The organism is Variovorax sp. JS1663 (genome assembly GCF_002157355.1).
Taxonomy (GTDB): domain Bacteria; phylum Pseudomonadota; class Gammaproteobacteria; order Burkholderiales; family Burkholderiaceae_C; genus Variovorax.
Map to the genome: position 1 here is coordinate 55,568 of NZ_LYMK01000007.1, position 19,389 is coordinate 74,956.

Here is a 19,389-nt window from a genome sequence, read left to right on the forward strand (position 1 = left end):
GCCCTCAGTTCAGCAGCAGCGCGCCCTCATCGCCGCCCAGCCGCGCCCGGTACTGCGCCGGCGGCAGCCCGAACCAGCGCTTGCAGGCACGGAAGAAGTTGCTGACGTCGACGAAGCCCAGCAGGTCGGCGACGTCCTGCAGCGTATGCCGCGGCTCCGCCAGGTACTGCTGGGCCAGCTCGCGCCGGGTGCCGTCGAGCAGGGCCTGAAAGGACGCCGACTCCTCCTGCAGACGCCGCTGCAGCGTGCGCTCGGCCAGCCCCAGGCCGGCCGCCACGTCCTGCCGGCGCGGTTCGCCCTGCTGAAGCCGGCGCGCGATCTCGGCGCAGACCTGGCGGCTGACCGAGATCTGGCCGAGCTGCGCGAGCTGGTCTTCCAGCAGCCGCGTGTGCATCGCCGCCAGCGTCTCGTGGTGGGTCGGGATGCGCAGGCTCATGTCGGCATCCGCCAGCAGGATTCGGTTGGCCTGTGCGTTGAAGCGGATCCCGCAACCGAAGGCCTCCCGATGCAGCCGTTCGTCGACCGGCGCGGGATGGACGAACTCCACCCCCAGCGGCCGCAGCTCGCGCCGGGTCAGCCACTGGCAGAGGGTGAAGATGGTCAGCATGGCGTACTCGACGCGCTGCCGCGGGATCGGCAGCCGGCCGCCGACGTGCTCCAGCGCCACCCAGTGGCCGCGCGGGTCCGGGCTGACCGAGAAGGTGGTGGCGTTGGAGATCACCGGTATGTAGCGCGTCAGGCTGGAGAGGCCGCTGCGCAGGTCCGGGCTGCAGCTCAGCGCGTGGCCGACCGTGCCCAGCTTGCTGCAGGTCGCGGCCAGCGAGCGGCTCAGGCCCAGCGTCGGCCGGCCGGCGCGTGCCACGGCGAGTTGCCACAGCTGCGTGACCTCGTCGATGTCGAAGCGCGCGTCCTGCCGCTGCAGCGATGCGGGATCGAAACCCGCATCGTGCAACAGCGATTGCGCGTCCAGCCCTTCGGCCTCGAACATCGTGAGCACGCCTTCCAGCCAGGCGGCCGAGCTGCTGCGCCCGCCCGGCTGCGGGCCGCCGCCGGACCGGAGGGGGCGCAGCTGGGAATTCGGGGGGATGGAGGCTCCTGAAGTCACTGTTTTGGCGCGCTTGCGATAGGGGGAAATGGCGGGGCGGTTCCTAGAATGCTTTCGATCCCGGCGCGCGGCAGTATGGGTGCCCGTCGCCGCGGCAGGAATTCCGATTAACCCGGTATGGAGGCGAGACGCGCGATGCCAGTACGAGCCCACGGTCCCACGGTGCGCCCGACCTCGGCCGGCGAGATCGAGGGCGTGGACGACAGCGCCGGCTCCGGCACCTGGTCGTGGAAGGGCATCCCATTCGCCCAGCCGCCGGTCGGTCCGCTGCGCTGGCGCGCACCGGCGGCGCCCGAGCCCTGGACCGGCGTGCGCGAGGCCCGCAGCTTCGGCCAGGCCTGCCTGCAGATCGGCCGCATCTACGGCCCAGGCGCCAACAACCGCTACGACGCGACCATCGCCAGCACGCTGAACACCCCGGTCGGCAGCGAGGATTGCCTGACGCTCAACATCTGGCGCCCGGCCTCCGCGGCGCAGAAGCTGCCCGTGCTGTTCTTCATCCATGGCGGCAGCAACATCTCGGGCTACACGGCCGACCCCGTCTATGACGGCGCGCGGCTGGCCATGGCCGCTGATGCCGTGGTCGTCACCGCCAACTACCGTCTGGGCGTGCTCGGCTTCCTGAACCTGCCCCAATTGCACACCGGCAGCGGCTCGGGCGAGGACTCCGGCAACTTTGCCCTGCTGGACATCATCGCCGCGCTGCGCTGGGTGCAGACGAACATCGCGGCCTTCGGCGGCGATGCGGGCAACGTCACGGCCATGGGCCAGTCCGCCGGCGCCATCAACCTGCTGGCCCTCATGACCTCGCCGCTGGCCCAGGGACTGTTCCACAAGGCCATGCCGCTGAGCGGCGGCATCTCGCTGGCCAGCAACCTGCCGGCGGGCAGCCTGCCCACGCTGCTGCCGGCCTCCGCCTACCTTGCGCAGGGCAGGGCGCTGCTGCTGCACCTGCTGGTGGACGGCGGCAAGGCGGCCGATCTCGAGGCCGCCGAAAGCTACGCCGCGGGCCAGACCGATGCCCAGATCGCCGACGACCTGCGTGCCCAGGACGCCCGGACCATCCTGGGCACCGTACTGGCCAAGGGCCTGACCGGCTCCGGGCCGATCCCCGATGGCACGGTGGTGCCGGCCGACCCGATCGCCGCCATCGCCGCAGGGCGCTACGCGAGGGTGCCGACCGTGGTGGGCATCACGCGCGACGAAGGCAAGCTCTTCGCCCCCTTCCTCACGCTCTTCGGCGGCAAGCCGGGCATCCGGATCGACGATGCCACGCGCTTCACGCTGATGCAGGACTTCGACCCCGACGCGCCCGCCGCGCTGAGCGCGGACTGCATCCTCGACCCCTCCTACCTGCCGGTGACCGCGCCGGGCACCGGCTACGACGCCGTGACCGACCTGATCACGCAGCGCTTCATGGCCGCGAGCCGCGACAACCTGCTGGACACCCTGAAGACGCGGCAGTCCGATCTCTGGCACTACCAGTTCGACTGGGCGCAGGAGCCGCCGCCGTGGAACGAGGTATATGGGGCCGCGCATGCCTTCGACCTGCCTTTCGTCTTCGGCAATTTCGGCCCCTCGGTGTTCGCCAACGCGACCAACGGGCGCGCCAACCAGGCCGGCAGGCAGGCCCTGTCGGACGCCATGATGGCCAGCGTCGCCGCCTTCCTGCGCACGGGCGATCCGAACGACCCCGCGCTGGGCGCTGCCTGGCCACCCTGGCCAGCGAGGATCGTGCTCGACGCCACGCCGGACGCCGCGCGCATCGGCGTCCGCTGAAGCGCCCCGACTGCGGGTTTGTGTCATTGGAATTCGCACGCAGTTGCGTGAATCTCGGCTGCGCAGGCTCGCGGGAGCGCCGCGGCCCGTCCATCTGAACAAGGAGTTGATCGATGTTGGGTTTGATGCAGGACCAGCCGCTCTTGATCTCGTCGCTGATCGAGTTCGCCGAGCGCCACAACGGAGACGGCGAGATCGTCTCGCGGCGTGTCGAGGGCGACATCCACCGCAGCAGCTGGCGCCAGATCGCGTCACGTGCGCGACAGGTTGCCAACGCGCTGGACCAGGAGCAGCTGCTCTTCAGCGATCGCGTCGCGACGCTGGCCTGGAACGGCTACCGTCATCTCGAGCTCTACTACGGCGTCAGCGGCAGCGGCCGCGTGCTGCACACCATCAACCCGCGGCTGCATCCCGACCAGATCGCCTGGATCGCGAACCATGCCGAAGACCAGATCCTGTGCTTCGACCTCAGCTTCCTGCCGCTGGTGCAGGCGGTGCACGCCAAGTGCACGACGGTGCGCAAGTGGATCGCGCTGTGCGACGCCGACAAGCTGCCCGAAGGCAGCGGCATTCCCAACCTGGTCAGCTACGAGTCCTGGATGGCCGCGCTGTCCGACCGCTACGACTGGCCCCGCTTCGACGAGAACTCCGCCTCGAGCATGTGCTACACGAGCGGCACCACGGGCAACCCCAAGGCGGCGCTCTACAGCCATCGCTCGACCCTGCTGCATGCCTACGCCGCTGCGCTGCCGGACGTGATGAGCCTGTCGGCCCGCGACTCGGTGCTGCCGGTGGTGCCGATGTTCCACGTCAACGCCTGGGGCATCCCGTACTCGGCCGCGCTCACCGGCTGCAAGCTGGTGTTCCCCGGCCCCGCGCTGGACGGCAAGTCGGTCTACGACCTGATCGAAGGCGAGCACGTGACCTTCGCCGCCGGCGTGCCGACGGTCTGGCAGATGCTGCTGGGCCACATGCAGTCGCAGGACCTGAAGTTCTCCGCGCTCAAACGCACCGTCATCGGCGGCTCGGCCTGCCCGCCGGCCATGATCAACGCCTTCCAGCAGCAGTACGGCGTGGAGGTGCTGCATGCCTGGGGCATGACCGAGATGTCACCGCTGGGCACCCTTTGCACGCTCAAGAACAAGCACCTGGCGCTGTCGCAGGACGAGCAGACCACGCTGCGCCTGAAGCAGGGCCGGGCCATCTTCGGCGTCGACATGAAGATCATCGACGGCAACGGCGAGGAGCTGCCCTGGAACGGCAAGGCCTCCGGCGACCTGCTGGTCAAGGGGCCGTGGGTGGTCAAGGAGTACTTCAAGGGCGAGGGCGGCGATCCGCTGGTGCCCGATGCGCAGGGCCGCGGCTGGTTCCCCACCGGCGACGTGGCCACGATCGACGCCGACGGCTTCCTGCAGATCACCGACCGCAGCAAGGACGTGATCAAGTCCGGCGGCGAGTGGATCAGCTCCATCGACATCGAGAACATCGCGGTCGCCCATCCGGCCGTCGCGATCGCCGCCTGCATCGGCGTGCCGCATCCCAAGTGGGACGAGCGGCCCATCGTGGTCGTGGTGAAGAAGCCTGGCGCCGAGCTCACGCGCGAGGAGCTCCTGTCCTTCTACGGCGGCAAGACGGTGGCCAAGTGGCAGGTGCCTGATGACGTGGTCTTCGTCGAGGCCATTCCGCTGGGCGCGACCGGCAAGATCCTCAAGACGAAGCTGCGCGAGCAGCTGCGCGACTACAAGCTGCCGGAGTGCTGAAGAACGTCCATCCTACCGACCGGTAGCACCAGCCCGGTGCGGCCTGTCGCATGGGTGATAGAAACCATCCCCGCGGCAGGTTTCTTACGGGCATTCCCTGACGGGCAGGGGTGCAAAGACCAGTAACCTCATCTCGCATTGCAGCATGACCAGGAGACAGAAATGAAGTTCGCACTGAGCACACTGAGAATTGCAAGCGCGGCCGTCCTCGCCGCCGTCGCCACCGGCGCCATGGCCCAGAAGGGCGAGACGGTCAAGATCGCATGGCTCGATCCGCTGTCCGGCCTGATGGCCGCGGTGGGCACGAACCAGCTCAAGACCTACCAGTTCCTGGCCGAGGAGTTCAACAAGAAGAACGTCGCCGGCGTCAAGTTCGAGATCATCGGCATCGACAACAAGCTCAGCCCGCAGGAGACCACCAACGCGCTGCGCTCGGCCCAGGACCAGGGCGCCCGCTACGTGCTGCAGGGCAATGGTTCCGGCGCCGCGCTGGCCATCATCGACGCGCTCGAGAAGAACAATGCGCGCAACCCCGGCAAGGAAGTGCTGTACATCAACTACGCCGCCGTCGACCCGGACCTCACCAACAGCAAGTGCAGCTATTGGCACTTCCGTCTGGACGCCGACACCTCCATGAAGATGGAGGCGCTGACCACCTTCATGAAGGACCAGCCGGACGTCAAGAAGGTCTACCTGCTCAACCAGAACTACTCGCACGGCCAGCAGGTCGCCAAGTTCGCCAAGGAGAACCTGGCGCGCAAGCGGCCCGACGTGCAGGTGGTCGGCGAGGACCTGCACCCGCTGGCCCAGGTGCGCGATTTCGCGCCCTACGTCGCCAAGATCAAGGCCTCCGGCGCCGACACCGTCATCACCGGCAACTGGGGCTCCGACCTGGCGCTCCTGATCAAGGCCGCCAACGACGCCGGCCTCGGCAACGTCAAGTTCTACACCTACTACGGTACGGTCAGTGGCACGCCGACCGCCATGGGCGCGGCCTCGGCCGGCAAGGTCTACCAGGTGGGCTACGGCCACTACAACATGGGCGGCGACATCCAGCGCCTGTCCGAGGAATTCAACAAGAAGTTCAACGAGGACCGCTACACCTCCTCTGCCTACACCGCCTTCACGATGCTGAGCGAGGCCTTCGCCAAGGCCAAGTCGACCGACCCGGTGAAGGTGGCCGCGGTGCTGGAAGGCATGAAGTTCAAGAGCTTCAACGGCGAGGTCGAGATGCGCAAGACCGACCACCAGCTGCAGCAGGGCCTGTACATCGCCAAGTGGGAGAAAGCGGAAGGCAAGTACAAGGTCGATGCCGAGAAGACGGGCTACACCTTCGTGCCGGTGAAGTACTACGAGCCCTACGTGGCCAGCACGCCGACTTCCTGCCAGATGAAGCGGCCCAGCCCCTGATGGCATAGGACCACCGCACCACAGGCCGGTCGAGGCCCGACTTCAAAACTCGGGCCTTTTTCATTTCCGCTCGATCCCACTGGAACGATGAACCTCGAATTCTTCGTCATCTCGCTGCTCAACGGCGTCAGCTACGGGCTGCTGCTGTTCATGCTGAGTTCCGGCCTGACGCTGATCTTCAGCATGATGGGCGTGCTCAACTTCGCGCACGCCAGCTTCTACATGCTGGGGGCCTACGTGGCCTACACCCTGTCGGGCATCGTCGGCTTCTGGCCGGCCCTGTTCATCGCGCCGCTGCTGGTGGGCCTGCTGGGCGCCGGCTTCGAGCGCTTCAGCCTGCGGCGCGTGCACAAGTTCGGCCATGTGCCGGAGCTGCTGGTGACCTTCGGTCTCTCCTACCTGATCCTGGAACTGGTGCAGCTGGTTTGGGGCCGCTCGACCGTGCCCTACGGCCTGCCGCCGCAGCTGCAGGGGCCGCTGTTCACGCTCTACGGCACCCAGTTCCCGAAATCGCGCTCCTTCATCATGTTGGTGGCACTGCTGATGCTGCTGTCGGTCTGGCTGGTGCTGACGCGCACGCGCATCGGCCTGGTGATCCAGGCGGCGCTCAAGCATCCCGAGATGGTGGAGGCGCTGGGCCACAACGTGCCGCGCGTCTTCATGCTGGTGTTCGGGGGCGGCGCCGCGCTGGCCGGTCTGGCCGGGGTGGTGGGCGGCAACACCTACGTCACCGAGCCGGCGATGGCGGCCTCGGTCGGCTCGATCATCTTCGTGGTGGTGGTGGTCGGCGGCATGGGCTCGCTGGCGGGCGCCTTCCTCGCCTCGCTGCTGATCGGCATCATCCAGACCTTCGCTGTCGCCATGGACCACTCGCTGGCCTCCGGCCTGCAGGCGCTCGGCGTGGCGGTGGGCGAGCAGACCTTCGGCTGGGAGCTGCTCAGGCTCACGATCTCGCAGGTGGCGCCGATCCTGCCTTATCTGTTCCTGGTCCTGATCCTGATCTTCAGGCCCAAGGGCCTGCTCGGCACGCGAGAGGATTGAGACCATGAGCACGACACACAACAGCCTGCAGCAGGCCCAGGCCTCGGCCACGCCGGCACAGGCCGGCGCATCGCGCCCCACGAAGTACTACCGCTTCAAGCCCTGGAACATCGGCCGCTACCTGATCTGGAGCCTGTTCGCGTTGGCGCTGATCGTGGCGCCGCTCGTGTTCCGCAGCAGCCTGGCGCTGACCATGGCATCGCAGATCGGCTATCTCATCATCATCTGCCTGAGCTACAACATCCTGCTCGGCCAGGGCGGCATGCTGAGCTTCGGCCACGCTGTCTACACCGGGCTCGGCTCCTTCATCGCGATCCACGCGATGAACCTGGCAGGCAAGGGCGGCTGGCCGATCCCGCTGGTGCTGATCCCGGTGATCGGCGGGCTGGCCGGCATGTTCTTCGCGATCCTGTTCGGCTTCGTCACCACCAAGAAGTCGGGCACCACGTTCGCGATGATCACGCTGGGCATCGGCGAGCTGGTGGCGGCCATGTCGCTGATGTTCCCCACCTTCTTCGGCGGCGAAGGCGGGGTGACCACCGACCGTGTCTACGGCAACTTCCTGGGGCTCAACTTCGGCCCGCAGATCCAGGTGTACTACCTGATCGCGGTCTACTGCTTCGTCTGCACCGCGCTGATGTACGCCTTCACCGGCACGCCGCTGGGCCGCATGCTCAACGCGGTGCGCGACAACCCGGAGCGGGTCGAATTCATCGGCTACAACACCCAGCGGGTGCGCTACTTCGCCTTCATCATCGCCGGCTTCTTCGCCGGCGTCGGCGGCGGGCTGGCGGCGATCAACTTCGAGATCGTCAACGCGGCCGACAGCCTGAACGCCATCCGCTCCGGCGGCTACCTGCTGTTCACCTTCCTGGGCGGGGCGACCTTCTTCTTCGGGCCGATCATCGGCGCGGTGCTGCTGGTCTTCGCCTCGGTGCTGCTGTCGGAGCTCTCGAAGGCCTGGCAGCTCTACTTCGGCCTGGTCTTCGTGTTCATGGTGATGTTCGCGCCCGGCGGCATCGCCAGCCTGATCATGATGAACCTGCGGGTGGCGAAGTTCGGCAAGTTCAACCGCTTCTGGGGCCTGTACGGCGCCTTCTTGCTGGCGGCCATTCCGCTGATCGTCGGCGCGGCGGCGGTCATCGAGATGATCTATCACATCCAGCTCAACTCGGCCCTCGGGCCCTCGCTCAACTTCTTCGGCGTGACGCTCGACACCTCGGGCTTCGCCAGCTGGGCGATCTCGGCGGCACTGCTGGCCGTCGGCGTCGGCCTGGTCGAAGTCATCCGGCGGCGCTTCGTGCGGGTCTGGGGCAAGGCCCAGGAGGAGATCGAGGCCGAGATCAAGCGGAGGGAGCTGGCATGACCGCAGCGCAGAACCGCTTCAAGCAAGGTCGCGCCCCCTCGGGGGGCAGCGAGGACACGGCAGTGCCGAGCGTGGGGGCCCTATGACCCATGCACTGGAATTGAAGGGTCTGCGCAAGAACTTCGGCAAGACCGAGATCATCCGCGGCGTCGACCTGGCGGTGGAGGCGGGCGACCGCGTCGCCATCATCGGCCCCAACGGCGCCGGCAAGTCCACGCTGTTCAACCTGATCAGCGGGCGGCTGACGCCCACCAGCGGCGAGGTGCTGCTGCACGGCCAGCGCATCGACGGCATGAAGCCCTTCGAGGTCAACCGGCTCGGGCTGTCGCGCAGCTTCCAGATCACCAACATCTTCCCCAAGCTCAGCGTGTTCGAGAACCTGCGCTGCGGGGTGCTGTGGAGCCTGGGCTACCGCTACAGCTTCCTGCGTTTCCTCTCGAACCTCGACGACGCCAACGAGCGTGCCGAGGAACTGCTGCGTCAGGTGGGCCTGGAGAAGAAGCGCGACGTGCTGGCGGTGAACCTCACCTACGCCGAGCAGCGCGCGCTGGAGATCGGCATCACCATCGCCGGCGGCGCCAGCGTGATCCTGCTGGACGAGCCTACTGCCGGCATGAGCAAGACCGAGACCGCGCACTTCATCGCGCTGATCAAGCAGGTCACGGTAGGCAAGACCCTGCTGACCGTGGAGCACGACATGGGCGTGGTCTTCGGCCTGGCGGACAAGATCGCGGTGGTGGTGTATGGCGAAGTGATCGCTTTCGACACCCCGGCCGCGGTGCGGGCCAATGCGCGCGTGCAGGAGGCCTACCTCGGCTCGTCGGTCGCGGACGCGCAGGGCGCAGGACACTAGGGATCGGTTGACATGCTCAAGCTCGAAGACATCCACGCCTACTACGGCAAGAGCCACGTGCTGCACGGCGTCTCATTCGGCGTCAACGCCGGCGAGATCGTCGCGCTGCTGGGCCGCAACGGCTCGGGGCGCTCCACCACGGCCAAGGCCATCATGGGCCTGGTCCACGCCGAGGGCGGCCTGCACTGGAAGGGGCAGGACATCCTGCGCCGCAAGGCCTACGAGATCGCGCACCTGGGGCTAGGCTACGTGCCCGAGAACCGCGACGTGTTCCCCAAGCTCACCGTGCACCAGAACCTGCTGCTCGGCCAGAAGGGCAGCGGCAAGGGCAGCCGGTGGTCCTTCGACGACATGTACGGCATGTTCCCGCGCCTGAAGGAGCGCCAGCACACCGAGGCCGGCGTTCTCTCCGGCGGCGAGCAACAGATGCTGACCCTGTGCCGCACGCTGATGGGCGACCCGGACCTGATCATCATCGACGAGCCGACGGAAGGCCTCGCGCCCAAGATCGTCGAGCTGGTCGGCCAGTACCTGCGCACGCTCAAGGACAAGGGCATCTCGGTGCTGCTGATCGAGCAGAAGCTCACCATCGCGATGCAGATCTCCGACCGGGCGCTGGTCATGGGCCACGGCAGCATCGTGTTCGACGGCACGCCGGACAGCCTGCGCGCGGATGCGACCATCCGCAAGGAGTGGCTCGAGGTCTGACGCGTTGTGAATGTCTCGCCAGCGACTGAACTTCATTGCGAGGTCGCGGCAAAGGCCTAGAATTCCCGAAAAAAAGAACGTCCGTGCTTTTTAGATGCGGTGCAGCAGCGCAAGGTGCATGCTCCCCGTCTCGAATCCGGTGTCCCGAATCCGCTTTTTCGATCCTCTCCCATCCCAAAGGAACGCAGCATGACGGCTGAATACAAAGTGCTCGGCGATGTCGCCGTGATCACCCTGGCGAATCCCCCGGTCAATGGCCTGGGCTACTCGACCCGCGTCGGCATCACCGAGGGCCTGTCGAAGGCGCTGGACGACGCCGCCGTCAAGGCGATCGTGATCACCGGCGCCGGCAAGGCCTTCTCCGGCGGCGCCGACATCAAGGAGTTCGGCACGCCCAAGGCGATCCAGGATCCCAACCTGCTGAGCGTGATCCTGGCGCTGGAGCATTCGACCAAGCCCGTCGTCGCGGCCATCCATTCGGTCTGCATGGGCGGCGGCCTGGAACTGGCCCTGGGCTGCCACTACCGCGTGGCGGCCCCCGGCACCAGCGTCGCGCTGCCCGAGGTCAAGCTGGGCCTGCTGCCCGGCGCCGGTGGCACGCAGCGCCTGCCGCGCGTGCTGGGCGTGGAGACCGCGCTCAACATGATCGTGAGCGGCGAGGCCGTCAAGAGCGAGCTGCTCGCCTCGCTGCCCGGCCAGAAGCTGTTCGACAAGCTGGCTGGCTCGCCGGAGTCGCTGTTCGATGAAGCGGTCGAGTTCGCCAGGTCGGTGGCCGCCAGGGACGGCGAGCTGCCACTGGTGCGCAACCTGCCGTGCAAGCATCCGCAGGGCGATGCGTACTTCCAGTTCGCGCGCAACACGGTCGGCGCGATGTCGAAGAACTACCCCGCGCCGCTGAAGTGCGTGGATGCCGTCGAGGCGGCGACCAAGCTCAAGTTCGACGACGGCATGGCCGAGGAGCGGCGCCATTTCACCAACCTGATGTTCACGCCCGAGTCGATCGCGCTGCGCCACCTGTTCATGGCCGAGCGTGCCGCCTCGCGCATCCCCGACGTGGCGGACGACACGCCGCAGCGCGCCATCAAGACGGTGGGCGTGATCGGCGCCGGCACCATGGGCGGCGGCATCACCATGAACTTCCTGAATGCCGGCATCCCGGTCACCATCCTCGAGACGAAGCAGGAGGCGCTGGACCGCGGCATCGCGACCATCCGCAAGAACTACGAGGCGCAGGTCAAGAAGGGCAAGCTCAAGGCCGACAAGTACGAGCAGCGCATGGCGCTGTTGAAGACCACGCTGTCCTATGACGACCTGAAGGACGCCGACCTGATCATCGAGGCCGTGTTCGAGGAACTCGGCGTCAAGGAAAAGGTGTTCGGCGAACTGGACCGCGTCGCCAAGCCCGGCGCCATCCTGGCCTCCAACACCTCCACGCTGGACGTGGACAAGATCGCCGCCTTCACCAAGCGCCCGCAGGACGTGGTCGGCATGCACTTCTTCAGCCCGGCCAACGTGATGAAGCTGCTGGAAGTGGTGCGCGGCGCGAAGACCGGCAAGGACGTGCTCGCCACGGTGATGAGCGTCGCCAAGAAGATCAAGAAGACGGCCGTGGTCTCGGGCGTGTGCGACGGCTTCATCGGCAACCGCATGATCGAGCAGTATTCGCGCCAGGCCGGCTTCCTGCTGGACGAAGGCGCCACGCCGCAGCAGGTGGACAAGGCCATCGAGAAGTTCGGCTTCGCCATGGGCCCGTTCCGCATGGGAGACCTGGCCGGCAACGACATCGGCTGGGCCATCCGCAAGCGCCGTGCCGTCGAGTATCCCGACATGAAGTACAGCCGCACCGCCGACAAGCTGTGCGAGTTGGGCCGTTTCGGGCAGAAGACCGGGGCAGGGTGGTACGACTACCAGGCCGGCAAGCGCGACGCGATCCCGTCGGCGCTGGTCACCAAGATGATCGAGGACCACCGCAAGGAACTGGGCATCACCCCGCGCAAGATCTCCGACGACGAGATCGTCCAGCGCCTGGTCTATGCGCTGGTCAACGAAGGCGCCCACATCCTCGAGGACGGCATCGCCTCCAAGTCGGGCGACATCGACATGGTCTACCTCACTGGCTACGGCTTCCCGATCTGGCGCGGCGGCCCGATGCACTACGCGAACCAGGTGGGCCTGTACAACGTGGCGGAGGCCATGAAGCGCTTCGCGAAGAACCCGCGCGACGACGCGGCCTTCTGGCAGCCCGCGCCGCTGATCCAGAAGCTGGTGGCCGAAGGCAAGCAGTTCGGCTGAAGCCCGCGGGGACCGGTCGTGATCAAGAGGTTGGTGCAAGCAGGGCTCGCGCTGCTGGCGGCGCTCGTGGCGCTGGCCGTGGTGGTCGCGGGCAACACCTGGCGCCGGCCTTCGCTGCAGCTCCAGATGCCGCCGATCCAGAAGGCGGCGGTGGACGAGCGCGCCGCCGCCCAGCGGCTCGCCGGCGCGATCCCGATCCGCACTGTCTCCAGCTTCGAGGGCCTGCAGCAGAACGGCGAGGAATTCAAGAAGCTCCACGCCTACCTGGCCCAGCAGTTCCCGAAGCTGCACGCCACGCTCAAGAAAGAGGTGATCGGCGACAACGCGCTGCTCTACACCTGGACCGGCAGCGACCCGTCCGCCAGGCCGATTGCGCTGATGGCCCACCAGGACGTGGTGCCGATCGCCCCCGGCACCGAGAAGGCCTGGGAGGTCGACCCCTTCAGCGGCGAGATCAAGGACGGCTTCATCTGGGGCCGCGGCGCCTGGGACAACAAAGGCAATCTGCTGGCGCAGATGGAAGCCGTCGAGATGCTGCTGGCCCAGGGCTTCCAGCCGCGGCAGACCATCTACCTGGTGGCGGGCGACGATGAAGAGGTCAGCGGCCTGCGGGGTGCCAGGCCCATCGCCGAGCTGCTGAAGTCGCGCGGCGTGAAGCTCGAATGGGTGCTCGACGAGGGCCTGCTGGTCACCGAGGGCGTGCTGCCGGGCCTGGACAAGCCGGCCGCGCTGATCGGCCTGGCCGAGAAGGGCTACGGCACCTTCTTCCTGTCGCTGGACGTGCCGCCCGGCCATTCGTCCATGCCGCCCTCGCGCACCGCGATCGGCAGCATGAGCGCCGCGCTCGCCCGCCTCGAAGCCGACCCGATGCCGGCCGCGATCAGCGGCGTGGCCGGCGAGATGTTCGCCACGCTGGCGCCGGAGATGAGCGGCTTCAACCGCATCGCGCTGTCCAACCTGTGGCTCTTCGGCCCCGTGGTGCAAGGACAGCTCGAAAAGGGCGCCAGCAGCAACGCGATGCTGCGCACCACCACGGCGCTGACCATCGTGCGCGCCGGCAACAAGGACAACGTGCTGCCCGGCCGGGCCGAGGCTGCCGTCAACTTCCGCGTGCTGCCGGGCGACAGCCTGGCCTCGGCGGAAGCGCATCTGCGCAAGACCCTGGCCAACGACGCGATCGCCATCAAGGCCTACCCCGGCAACTCCGAGCCCTCGCCGGTCTCGTCGACCGACAGCCTCGGCTACCGCACGATCGCCCAGTCGGTGCGACAGGTCTTTCCGGAGGCGGTCGTCGCGCCCGGCCTGATGATCGCGGCCACCGACTCGCGCCATTTCTCGATCATCAGCGACGCGGTCTACCGCTTCTCGCCGGTGCGTGCCAAGCCGGAGGAGCTGCCGCGCTTCCACGGTACCAACGAGCGCATCTCGATCGCCAACTACGTCGAGATGATCCAGTTCTATCACCAGCTGCTGCGCAACACCGCGCAGCCCCAGTAAGTTTCTTCTTTCCCGTTGCAAAGGACCTCACCATGACCCGCGCCGTCATCGTCTCCACCGCCCGCACGCCGCTCGCCAAGAGCTGGAAGGGCGCCTTCAACATGACGCATGGCGCCACGCTGGGCGGCCATGCCGTGCAACACGCGGTGGCACGCGCCGGCATCGAACCCGCGCAGGTCGACGACGTCATCATGGGCTGTGCCAACCCCGAGGGCGCCACCGGCGCCAACATCGCGCGCCAGATCGCGCTGCGCGCCGGGCTGCCCATCACCACCTCGGGCATGACCATCAACCGCTTCTGCTCCTCCGGCCTGCAGACCATCGCGACCGCCGCGCAGCGCATCGTGGCGGGCGAGGGCGAGGTCTACGTGGCCGGCGGCGTGGAGAGCATCTCCTGCGTGCAGAACGAGATGAACAAGCACATGCTGGCCGACCCCTGGCTGGTCAAGCACAAGCCCGAGATCTACTGGAACATGCTGCAGACCGCCGAGCAGGTGGCCAAGCGCTACGACATCGGCCGCGACGCCATGGACGAATACGGCGCTGCCAGCCAGCAGCGGGCCGCCGCGGCGCTGGAGAAGGGCCTGTTCAAGGACGAGATCGCGCCGATCACCGTGCTGGCCGGCGTGGCCGATCCCGTCATGGGCCTGCGTACCAAGGAAGTGACGGTGGAGAACGACGAGGGCATCCGCGCCGGCACCACCAAGGAAGGCATCAGCGGCATCCGCCCGGCGATTCCCGGCGGCCTGATCTCGGCCGGCAATGCCAGCCAGTTCTCCGACGGCGGCGGTGCCTGCGTGGTGGTGGAGGAGTCCTATGCGGAGAAGAAGGGCCTGAAGCCGCTGGGCCGCTTCCTCGGCTTCGCGGTCGCCGGCTGCGAGCCCGACGAGATGGGCATCGGCCCGGTGTTCGCCATTCCCAAGGTCCTCAAGCGTCTGGGGCTCACGATGAACGACATCGACCTCTGGGAGCTCAACGAGGCCTTCGCGGTGCAGGTGATCTACTGCCGCGACAAGCTGGGCATCCCGGGCGACCGCCTGAACGTCAACGGCGGCGCCATCGCGGTGGGCCACCCCTACGGCGTGAGCGGCCAGCGCCTGACCGGCCATGCGCTGATCGAAGGCAAGCGCCGTGGCGCGAAGAAGGTCGTGGTGACCATGTGCATCGGAGGCGGCATGGGCGCGGCGGGGGTGTTCGAGGTTCTCTGACCTGGACAGCGAAAGCCATGAGCCTTCGTCCCACCCTCGACTTCCTCCTCTACGACTGGCTCCAGGCCGAATCGCTCAACCAGCGCGAGCGCTTCGCCGACCATTCGCGCGAGACCTTCGATGCGGTGCTCGACACCTGCGAGCGCATCGCGCGCGAGAAGTACGCGCCGAACAACCGCATCGTCGACGCCCAGGAGCCGCATTTCGACGGCGAGAAGGTGATCCTGCCGCAGGCCACGCACGAGGCCCACAAGGCCTTCGTCGAATCGGGCATGCTGAGCGCGGCGCAGGACTACGAGATCGGCGGCATGCAGCTGCCCTACACCTTGCAGGCGGCCGCCAACAGCTTCTTCGCCATGGCCTCGGTCAGCATCGGGGCGAACATGCTGACCAGCGGCAATGCCAACCTGCTGATGGTGCACGGCACGACCATGCAGCAGGACGTGTTCGCGAAGAACGAGTTCTCCGGCCGCTGGGCGGGCACCATGTGCCTGTCGGAGCCGCAGGCCGGCTCCAGCCTCAGCGATGTGGCCACGCGCGCCGTGCCCGACGGGCCGGACTTCCAGGACGATCCGCTGGGCCCGCGCTATCGACTCACCGGCAACAAGATGTGGATCTCGGCGGGCGACCACGAGCTGACGGAGAACATCGTCCATATCGTTCTGGCCAAGATCCCGGACGAGAACGGCAAGCTCGTTCCCGGTACGCGCGGCATCTCGCTGTTCATCGTGCCGAAGAAGCTGGTCGACACCGAAGGCCGCCTGACCGGCCAGCGCAACGACGTCGCGCTCGCGGGCCTCAACCACAAGCTCGGCTGGCGCGGCACCACCAACACGCTGCTGAATTTCGGCGAGGGCAAGTTCCCCGTGGACGGGAAGGCCGGCGCGGTGGGCTACCTGGTCGGCGCGCCCGGCAAGGGCCTGCACTGCATGTTCCACATGATGAACGAGGCGCGCATCGGCGTCGGCACCGCGGCCACCATGCTGGGCATGGCGGGCTATTACGCCTCGCTGGACTACGCGAAGAACCGGCCACAGGGCCGGCCCGCGGGACCGGCCGGCAAGGACGCGGCCAGGCCCCAGGTGCGCATCATCGAGCACGCCGACGTGCGCCGCATGCTGCTGGCACAGAAGTCGTACTGCGAGGGCGCGCTGGCGCTGGAGCTGTACTGCGCGCGCCTGGTCGACGAGCAGAAGACCGGCGAACCCCAGGCTGCCGACGACGCGCGCCTGCTGCTGGAGGTGCTCACGCCCATCGCCAAGAGCTGGCCCAGCGAGTGGTGCCTGGAGGCCAATTCGCTGGCCATCCAGGTGCACGGCGGCTACGGCTACACGCGCGACTTCCCGGTGGAGCAGTACTGGCGCGACAACCGGCTGAACATGATCCACGAGGGCACGCACGGCATCCAGGCGGCCGACCTGCTGGGCCGCAAGGTGCTGATGGAGGACGGCCGCGGGCTGCAGCTGCTGGCCGCGCGCATCACCGGCACCGTGGCCCGCGCCGTGGCCGTGCCCTCGCTGGCCGCCCATGCCAAGGCGCTGGCCGAGGCTCTGCAGCGCGTCGGGAGTGCGACGCGCGCCGCATGGTCCACGGGCAGCCCGCAGGAGGCCCTGGCCAACGCGGTGCCGTACATGCAGGCCTTCGGCCACCTGGTGCTGGCCTGGATCTGGCTCGACGTGGCCGAGCGCGCCCTGCAGGGCGACGTGTCCAAGGCCCGGCCGGCTACGATGGGGCGCGTCGGCGCCGCCGACTATTTCTTTCATTACGAGCTGCCGAAGATCGACGCCTGGCTCCAGGTGGTGGAGCGCCGCGATCCGACCTGCGCAGCCTTGCCCGAGGAAGCCTTCTGATGACCCAAGACCCCGCGAAGCCCCATGCCGCGCTGGAGAAATGGACGTGGATCCTGATCTACGTCGGACTGTTCCTGCTCATCCTGGGCATTGCGACCGGCCGTGCGAACGAGGCGGTCGGCTGGTCCGTCGCCGTTCCCGGCGCTGCGCTGGCCGCGGTCGGCATCGTGCTGATCTACGTCCGCTCCAAACTCAAACCCTGATACCCCGAAGACAACGGAGAAGTCCATGAGCGCAAGAAGCATCCAGGAACTATTCGACCTGAGCGGCAAGACCGCGCTGGTCACCGGCGGCTCGCGCGGCCTCGGCCTGCAGATGGCCCACGCGCTGGGCGAGGCCGGCGCGAAGATCATGCTGAGCTCGCGCAAGGCCGAGGACCTGGAGCAGGCCGCCGCCGAGCTGCAGTCCGCCGGCATCGACGCACGCTGGATCGCGGCCGACTGCTCGAAGGAGGAGGACACCCGCCGCCTGGCCGACGAGACCCTGGCGCGCATGGGCGCGGTCGACATCCTGGTCAACAACGCGGGCGCCAGCTGGGGCGCACCGGCCGAGGACCACCCGGTGGAGGCCTGGGACAAGGTGATGAACCTCAACGTCCGCGGCTACTTCATCCTGGCGCAGCAGGTCGCGCGCGGCTACATGATCCCCAAGAAGAGCGGGCGCATCATCAACATCGCTTCCATCGCCGGGCTGAACGGCAACCCGCCCGAGATGCAGACGCTGGCCTACAACACCTCCAAGAGCGCGGTGATCGGCTTCACGCACACGCTGGCGGCCGAATGGGGCCGGTACGGCATCAACGTCAACGCGATCTGCCCCGGTTTCTTCATGACCAAGATGGCGGCCGGGCTGATCAAGTCGCTGGGCGAGGAAAAGATGGCCGCGGCGGCTCCCCTGGGACGCCTGGGCGACGACGAGGACCTCAAGGGCATCACGCTGCTCTATGCCAGCGATGCGGGCAAGCACATCACCGGCCAGTGGATGGCGGTGGATGGCGGCGTGAGCGTCGTTCTGGGCGCGGCCTGACATGGCTTCCGATTCCGACGACCTCAACCTCCGCTCCTTCACGAGCCGGATCCCGTTCGCTCGCCACCTGGGCTTCAAGATCACGAAGTTCGAGGGCGGCGAATCCGAGATCGAGTACACCCCACAGCCCGAGCATCTCAACACTTTCGACGTGGCCCACGGCGGTGCCTGCATGACGCTGCTCGACATCACCATGGCCGCAGCGGCGCGCAGCCAGACACCCGAAATTGGCTGCGTCACGATCGAGATGAAGACCAGCTTCATGCACCCGTCGGTCGGTCCGCTGCGCGCGCGCGGCCGGCTCATGCACCGCACCGCCACGCTCGCGTTCACCGAGGCGACGATCTACGATGCACAGGATCGAGCCTGCGCCCATGCCACCGGCACCTTCAAGTACGTGAAGAAGCGCCTGCCCACCGGCCCGGCGAGCGCCAATGAGATGCGCCCGCCGTCCACCGATTAGGAGACCCCCATGCCCACCAACCGCCAGCAACTGCTCGACAACCGACCCGAGGGCGAGGCCGTCGCCTCCAACTTCAAGCTGGTCAGCAGCGAGACGCCGGCGCTCCAGGACAACCAGGTCCTGGTGCGCCACCACTACATGAGCCTGGACCCGTACATGCGCGGCCGCATGAACGATGCCAAGAGCTACGCCCAGCCGCAGCCCCTGGGCCAGGTGATGCAGGGCGGCACCGCCGGCGAGGTGGTCGAGAGCCGCCATCCCAAGTTCGCCGCGGGCGACAAAGTGGTGGGCTTCGGCGGCTGGCAGGAGTACAGCGTGGTCGATGCCTCGCAGCCCGGCATGCTCCGGAAGGTCGACACCACCCACGTGCCGCTGTCGCACTACCTCGGCGCAGTCGGCATGCCCGGCGTGACGGCCTGGTACGGCCTGGTGAAGATCATCCAGCCCAAGGCCGGCGAGACCCTGGTGGTCACGGCCGCCAGCGGCGCGGTCGGCAGCGCCTTCGGCGCGCTGGCCAAGGCGCGCGGCTGCCGCGTGGTCGGCATCGCGGGCGGTCCAGACAAGTGCCGCTACGTCAAGGAAGAACTGGGCTTCGATGCCTGCATCGACTACCGGCAGTATCCCGACGCGAAGAGCATGAGCGCTGCGCTGAAGGAGGCCTGCCCCGGCGGCATCGACGGCTACTTCGAGAACGTCGGCGGCTACATCTTCGACGCGGCGCTGACGCGCACCAACGCCTTCGCGCGCATTGCGCTGTGCGGCATGATCGCGGGCTACGACGGCCAGCCGCTGCCGCTGGCCAATCCAGCGCTGCTGCTGGTCAACCGCATCAAGCTCGAAGGCTTCATCGTCAGCGAGCACATGGACGTCTGGCCCGAGGCGCTGGCCGAGCTGGGCCAGTTGGTCGGCACCGGCAAGCTCAAGCCGCGCGAGTCTGTCGCGCAGGGCATCGAGGCGGCGCCGGAGGCATTCCTGGGCCTGCTCAAGGGCAAGAATTTCGGCAAGCAACTGGTCAAGCTGATCTAGGCGCC

General features: G+C 67.6%; 16 protein-coding genes. 15 read left to right on the forward strand and 1 reads right to left on the reverse strand.

What is annotated here, in order from left to right:
* Positions 1-4: 4 nt before the first annotated feature.
* The gene (locus tag A8M77_RS08340; RefSeq protein WP_192871567.1) at positions 5-988 is read right to left on the reverse strand and encodes an AraC family transcriptional regulator; all 984 of its coding nucleotides are present in this window, start codon (positions 986-988) and stop codon (positions 5-7) included.
* Positions 989-1,222: 234 nt separating this feature from the next.
* Here A8M77_RS08340 and A8M77_RS08345 point away from each other — a divergent pair, with 234 nt between their 5' ends.
* The 15 genes from A8M77_RS08345 (at position 1,223) to A8M77_RS08415 (ending at position 19,384) form a co-directional block, all read left to right on the forward strand.
* Positions 1,223-2,884 (forward strand): carboxylesterase/lipase family protein, encoded by a 1,662-nt coding sequence (locus A8M77_RS08345; protein WP_086921089.1) that lies wholly within the window; start codon positions 1,223-1,225, stop codon positions 2,882-2,884.
* A 113-nt stretch (positions 2,885-2,997) separates the two neighbouring features.
* The gene (locus A8M77_RS08350) at positions 2,998-4,644 is read left to right on the forward strand and encodes a 3-(methylthio)propionyl-CoA ligase (RefSeq protein ID WP_086921090.1); all 1,647 of its coding nucleotides are present in this window, start codon (positions 2,998-3,000) and stop codon (positions 4,642-4,644) included.
* Positions 4,645-4,806: 162 nt separating this feature from the next.
* Positions 4,807-6,054, forward strand: a complete 1,248-nt coding sequence (locus A8M77_RS08355; protein WP_086921091.1) for a branched-chain amino acid ABC transporter substrate-binding protein — start codon at positions 4,807-4,809, stop codon at positions 6,052-6,054.
* 87 nt (positions 6,055-6,141) lie between these two features.
* Positions 6,142-7,095, forward strand: coding sequence for a branched-chain amino acid ABC transporter permease (locus tag A8M77_RS08360; RefSeq protein ID WP_086921092.1), 954 nt, complete (start codon positions 6,142-6,144; stop codon positions 7,093-7,095).
* A 4-nt stretch (positions 7,096-7,099) separates the two neighbouring features.
* On the forward strand, positions 7,100-8,461 hold the full coding sequence (locus tag A8M77_RS08365; protein ID WP_086921093.1) for a branched-chain amino acid ABC transporter permease: 1,362 nt from the start codon (positions 7,100-7,102) through the stop codon (positions 8,459-8,461).
* An 82-nt stretch (positions 8,462-8,543) separates the two neighbouring features.
* Positions 8,544-9,314, forward strand: coding sequence for an ABC transporter ATP-binding protein (locus A8M77_RS08370; RefSeq protein ID WP_086921094.1), 771 nt, complete (start codon positions 8,544-8,546; stop codon positions 9,312-9,314).
* A gap of 12 nt (positions 9,315-9,326) precedes the next feature.
* Entirely contained in the window at positions 9,327-10,022 is a 696-nt protein-coding gene (locus A8M77_RS08375; RefSeq protein WP_086921095.1) for an ABC transporter ATP-binding protein, read from the forward strand.
* A gap of 189 nt (positions 10,023-10,211) precedes the next feature.
* On the forward strand, positions 10,212-12,314 hold the full coding sequence (locus tag A8M77_RS08380) for a 3-hydroxyacyl-CoA dehydrogenase NAD-binding domain-containing protein (protein ID WP_086921096.1): 2,103 nt from the start codon (positions 10,212-10,214) through the stop codon (positions 12,312-12,314).
* An 18-nt stretch (positions 12,315-12,332) separates the two neighbouring features.
* Complete coding sequence (locus A8M77_RS08385; RefSeq protein ID WP_086921097.1) at positions 12,333-13,811, forward strand: M20 family peptidase; 1,479 nt, start codon at positions 12,333-12,335, stop codon at positions 13,809-13,811.
* Positions 13,812-13,843: 32 nt separating this feature from the next.
* Positions 13,844-15,019 carry an acetyl-CoA C-acyltransferase gene (locus tag A8M77_RS08390; protein WP_086921098.1) on the forward strand — a complete coding sequence of 392 codons (1,176 nt, stop codon included), beginning with the start codon at positions 13,844-13,846 and terminating at the stop codon, positions 15,017-15,019.
* A gap of 17 nt (positions 15,020-15,036) precedes the next feature.
* A complete protein-coding gene (locus A8M77_RS08395; protein ID WP_086921099.1) occupies positions 15,037-16,869 on the forward strand; it encodes an acyl-CoA dehydrogenase in 1,833 nt (610 codons plus the stop codon).
* A complete protein-coding gene (locus tag A8M77_RS08400; protein ID WP_086921100.1) occupies positions 16,869-17,072 on the forward strand; it encodes a hypothetical protein in 204 nt (67 codons plus the stop codon). Before A8M77_RS08395 ends, A8M77_RS08400 begins: the two co-directional genes overlap by 1 nt.
* A 25-nt stretch (positions 17,073-17,097) precedes the next feature.
* Positions 17,098-17,895 carry an SDR family oxidoreductase gene (locus A8M77_RS08405; RefSeq protein WP_086921101.1) on the forward strand — a complete coding sequence of 266 codons (798 nt, stop codon included), beginning with the start codon at positions 17,098-17,100 and terminating at the stop codon, positions 17,893-17,895.
* A 1-nt stretch (position 17,896) separates the two neighbouring features.
* Positions 17,897-18,358: a PaaI family thioesterase gene (locus tag A8M77_RS08410; RefSeq protein WP_086921102.1), complete on the forward strand. Its 462-nt coding sequence runs from the start codon at positions 17,897-17,899 to the stop codon at positions 18,356-18,358.
* 9 nt (positions 18,359-18,367) lie between these two features.
* Positions 18,368-19,384: an NADP-dependent oxidoreductase gene (locus A8M77_RS08415; RefSeq protein WP_086921103.1), complete on the forward strand. Its 1,017-nt coding sequence runs from the start codon at positions 18,368-18,370 to the stop codon at positions 19,382-19,384.
* The last annotated feature ends 5 nt before the right edge of the window (positions 19,385-19,389 follow it).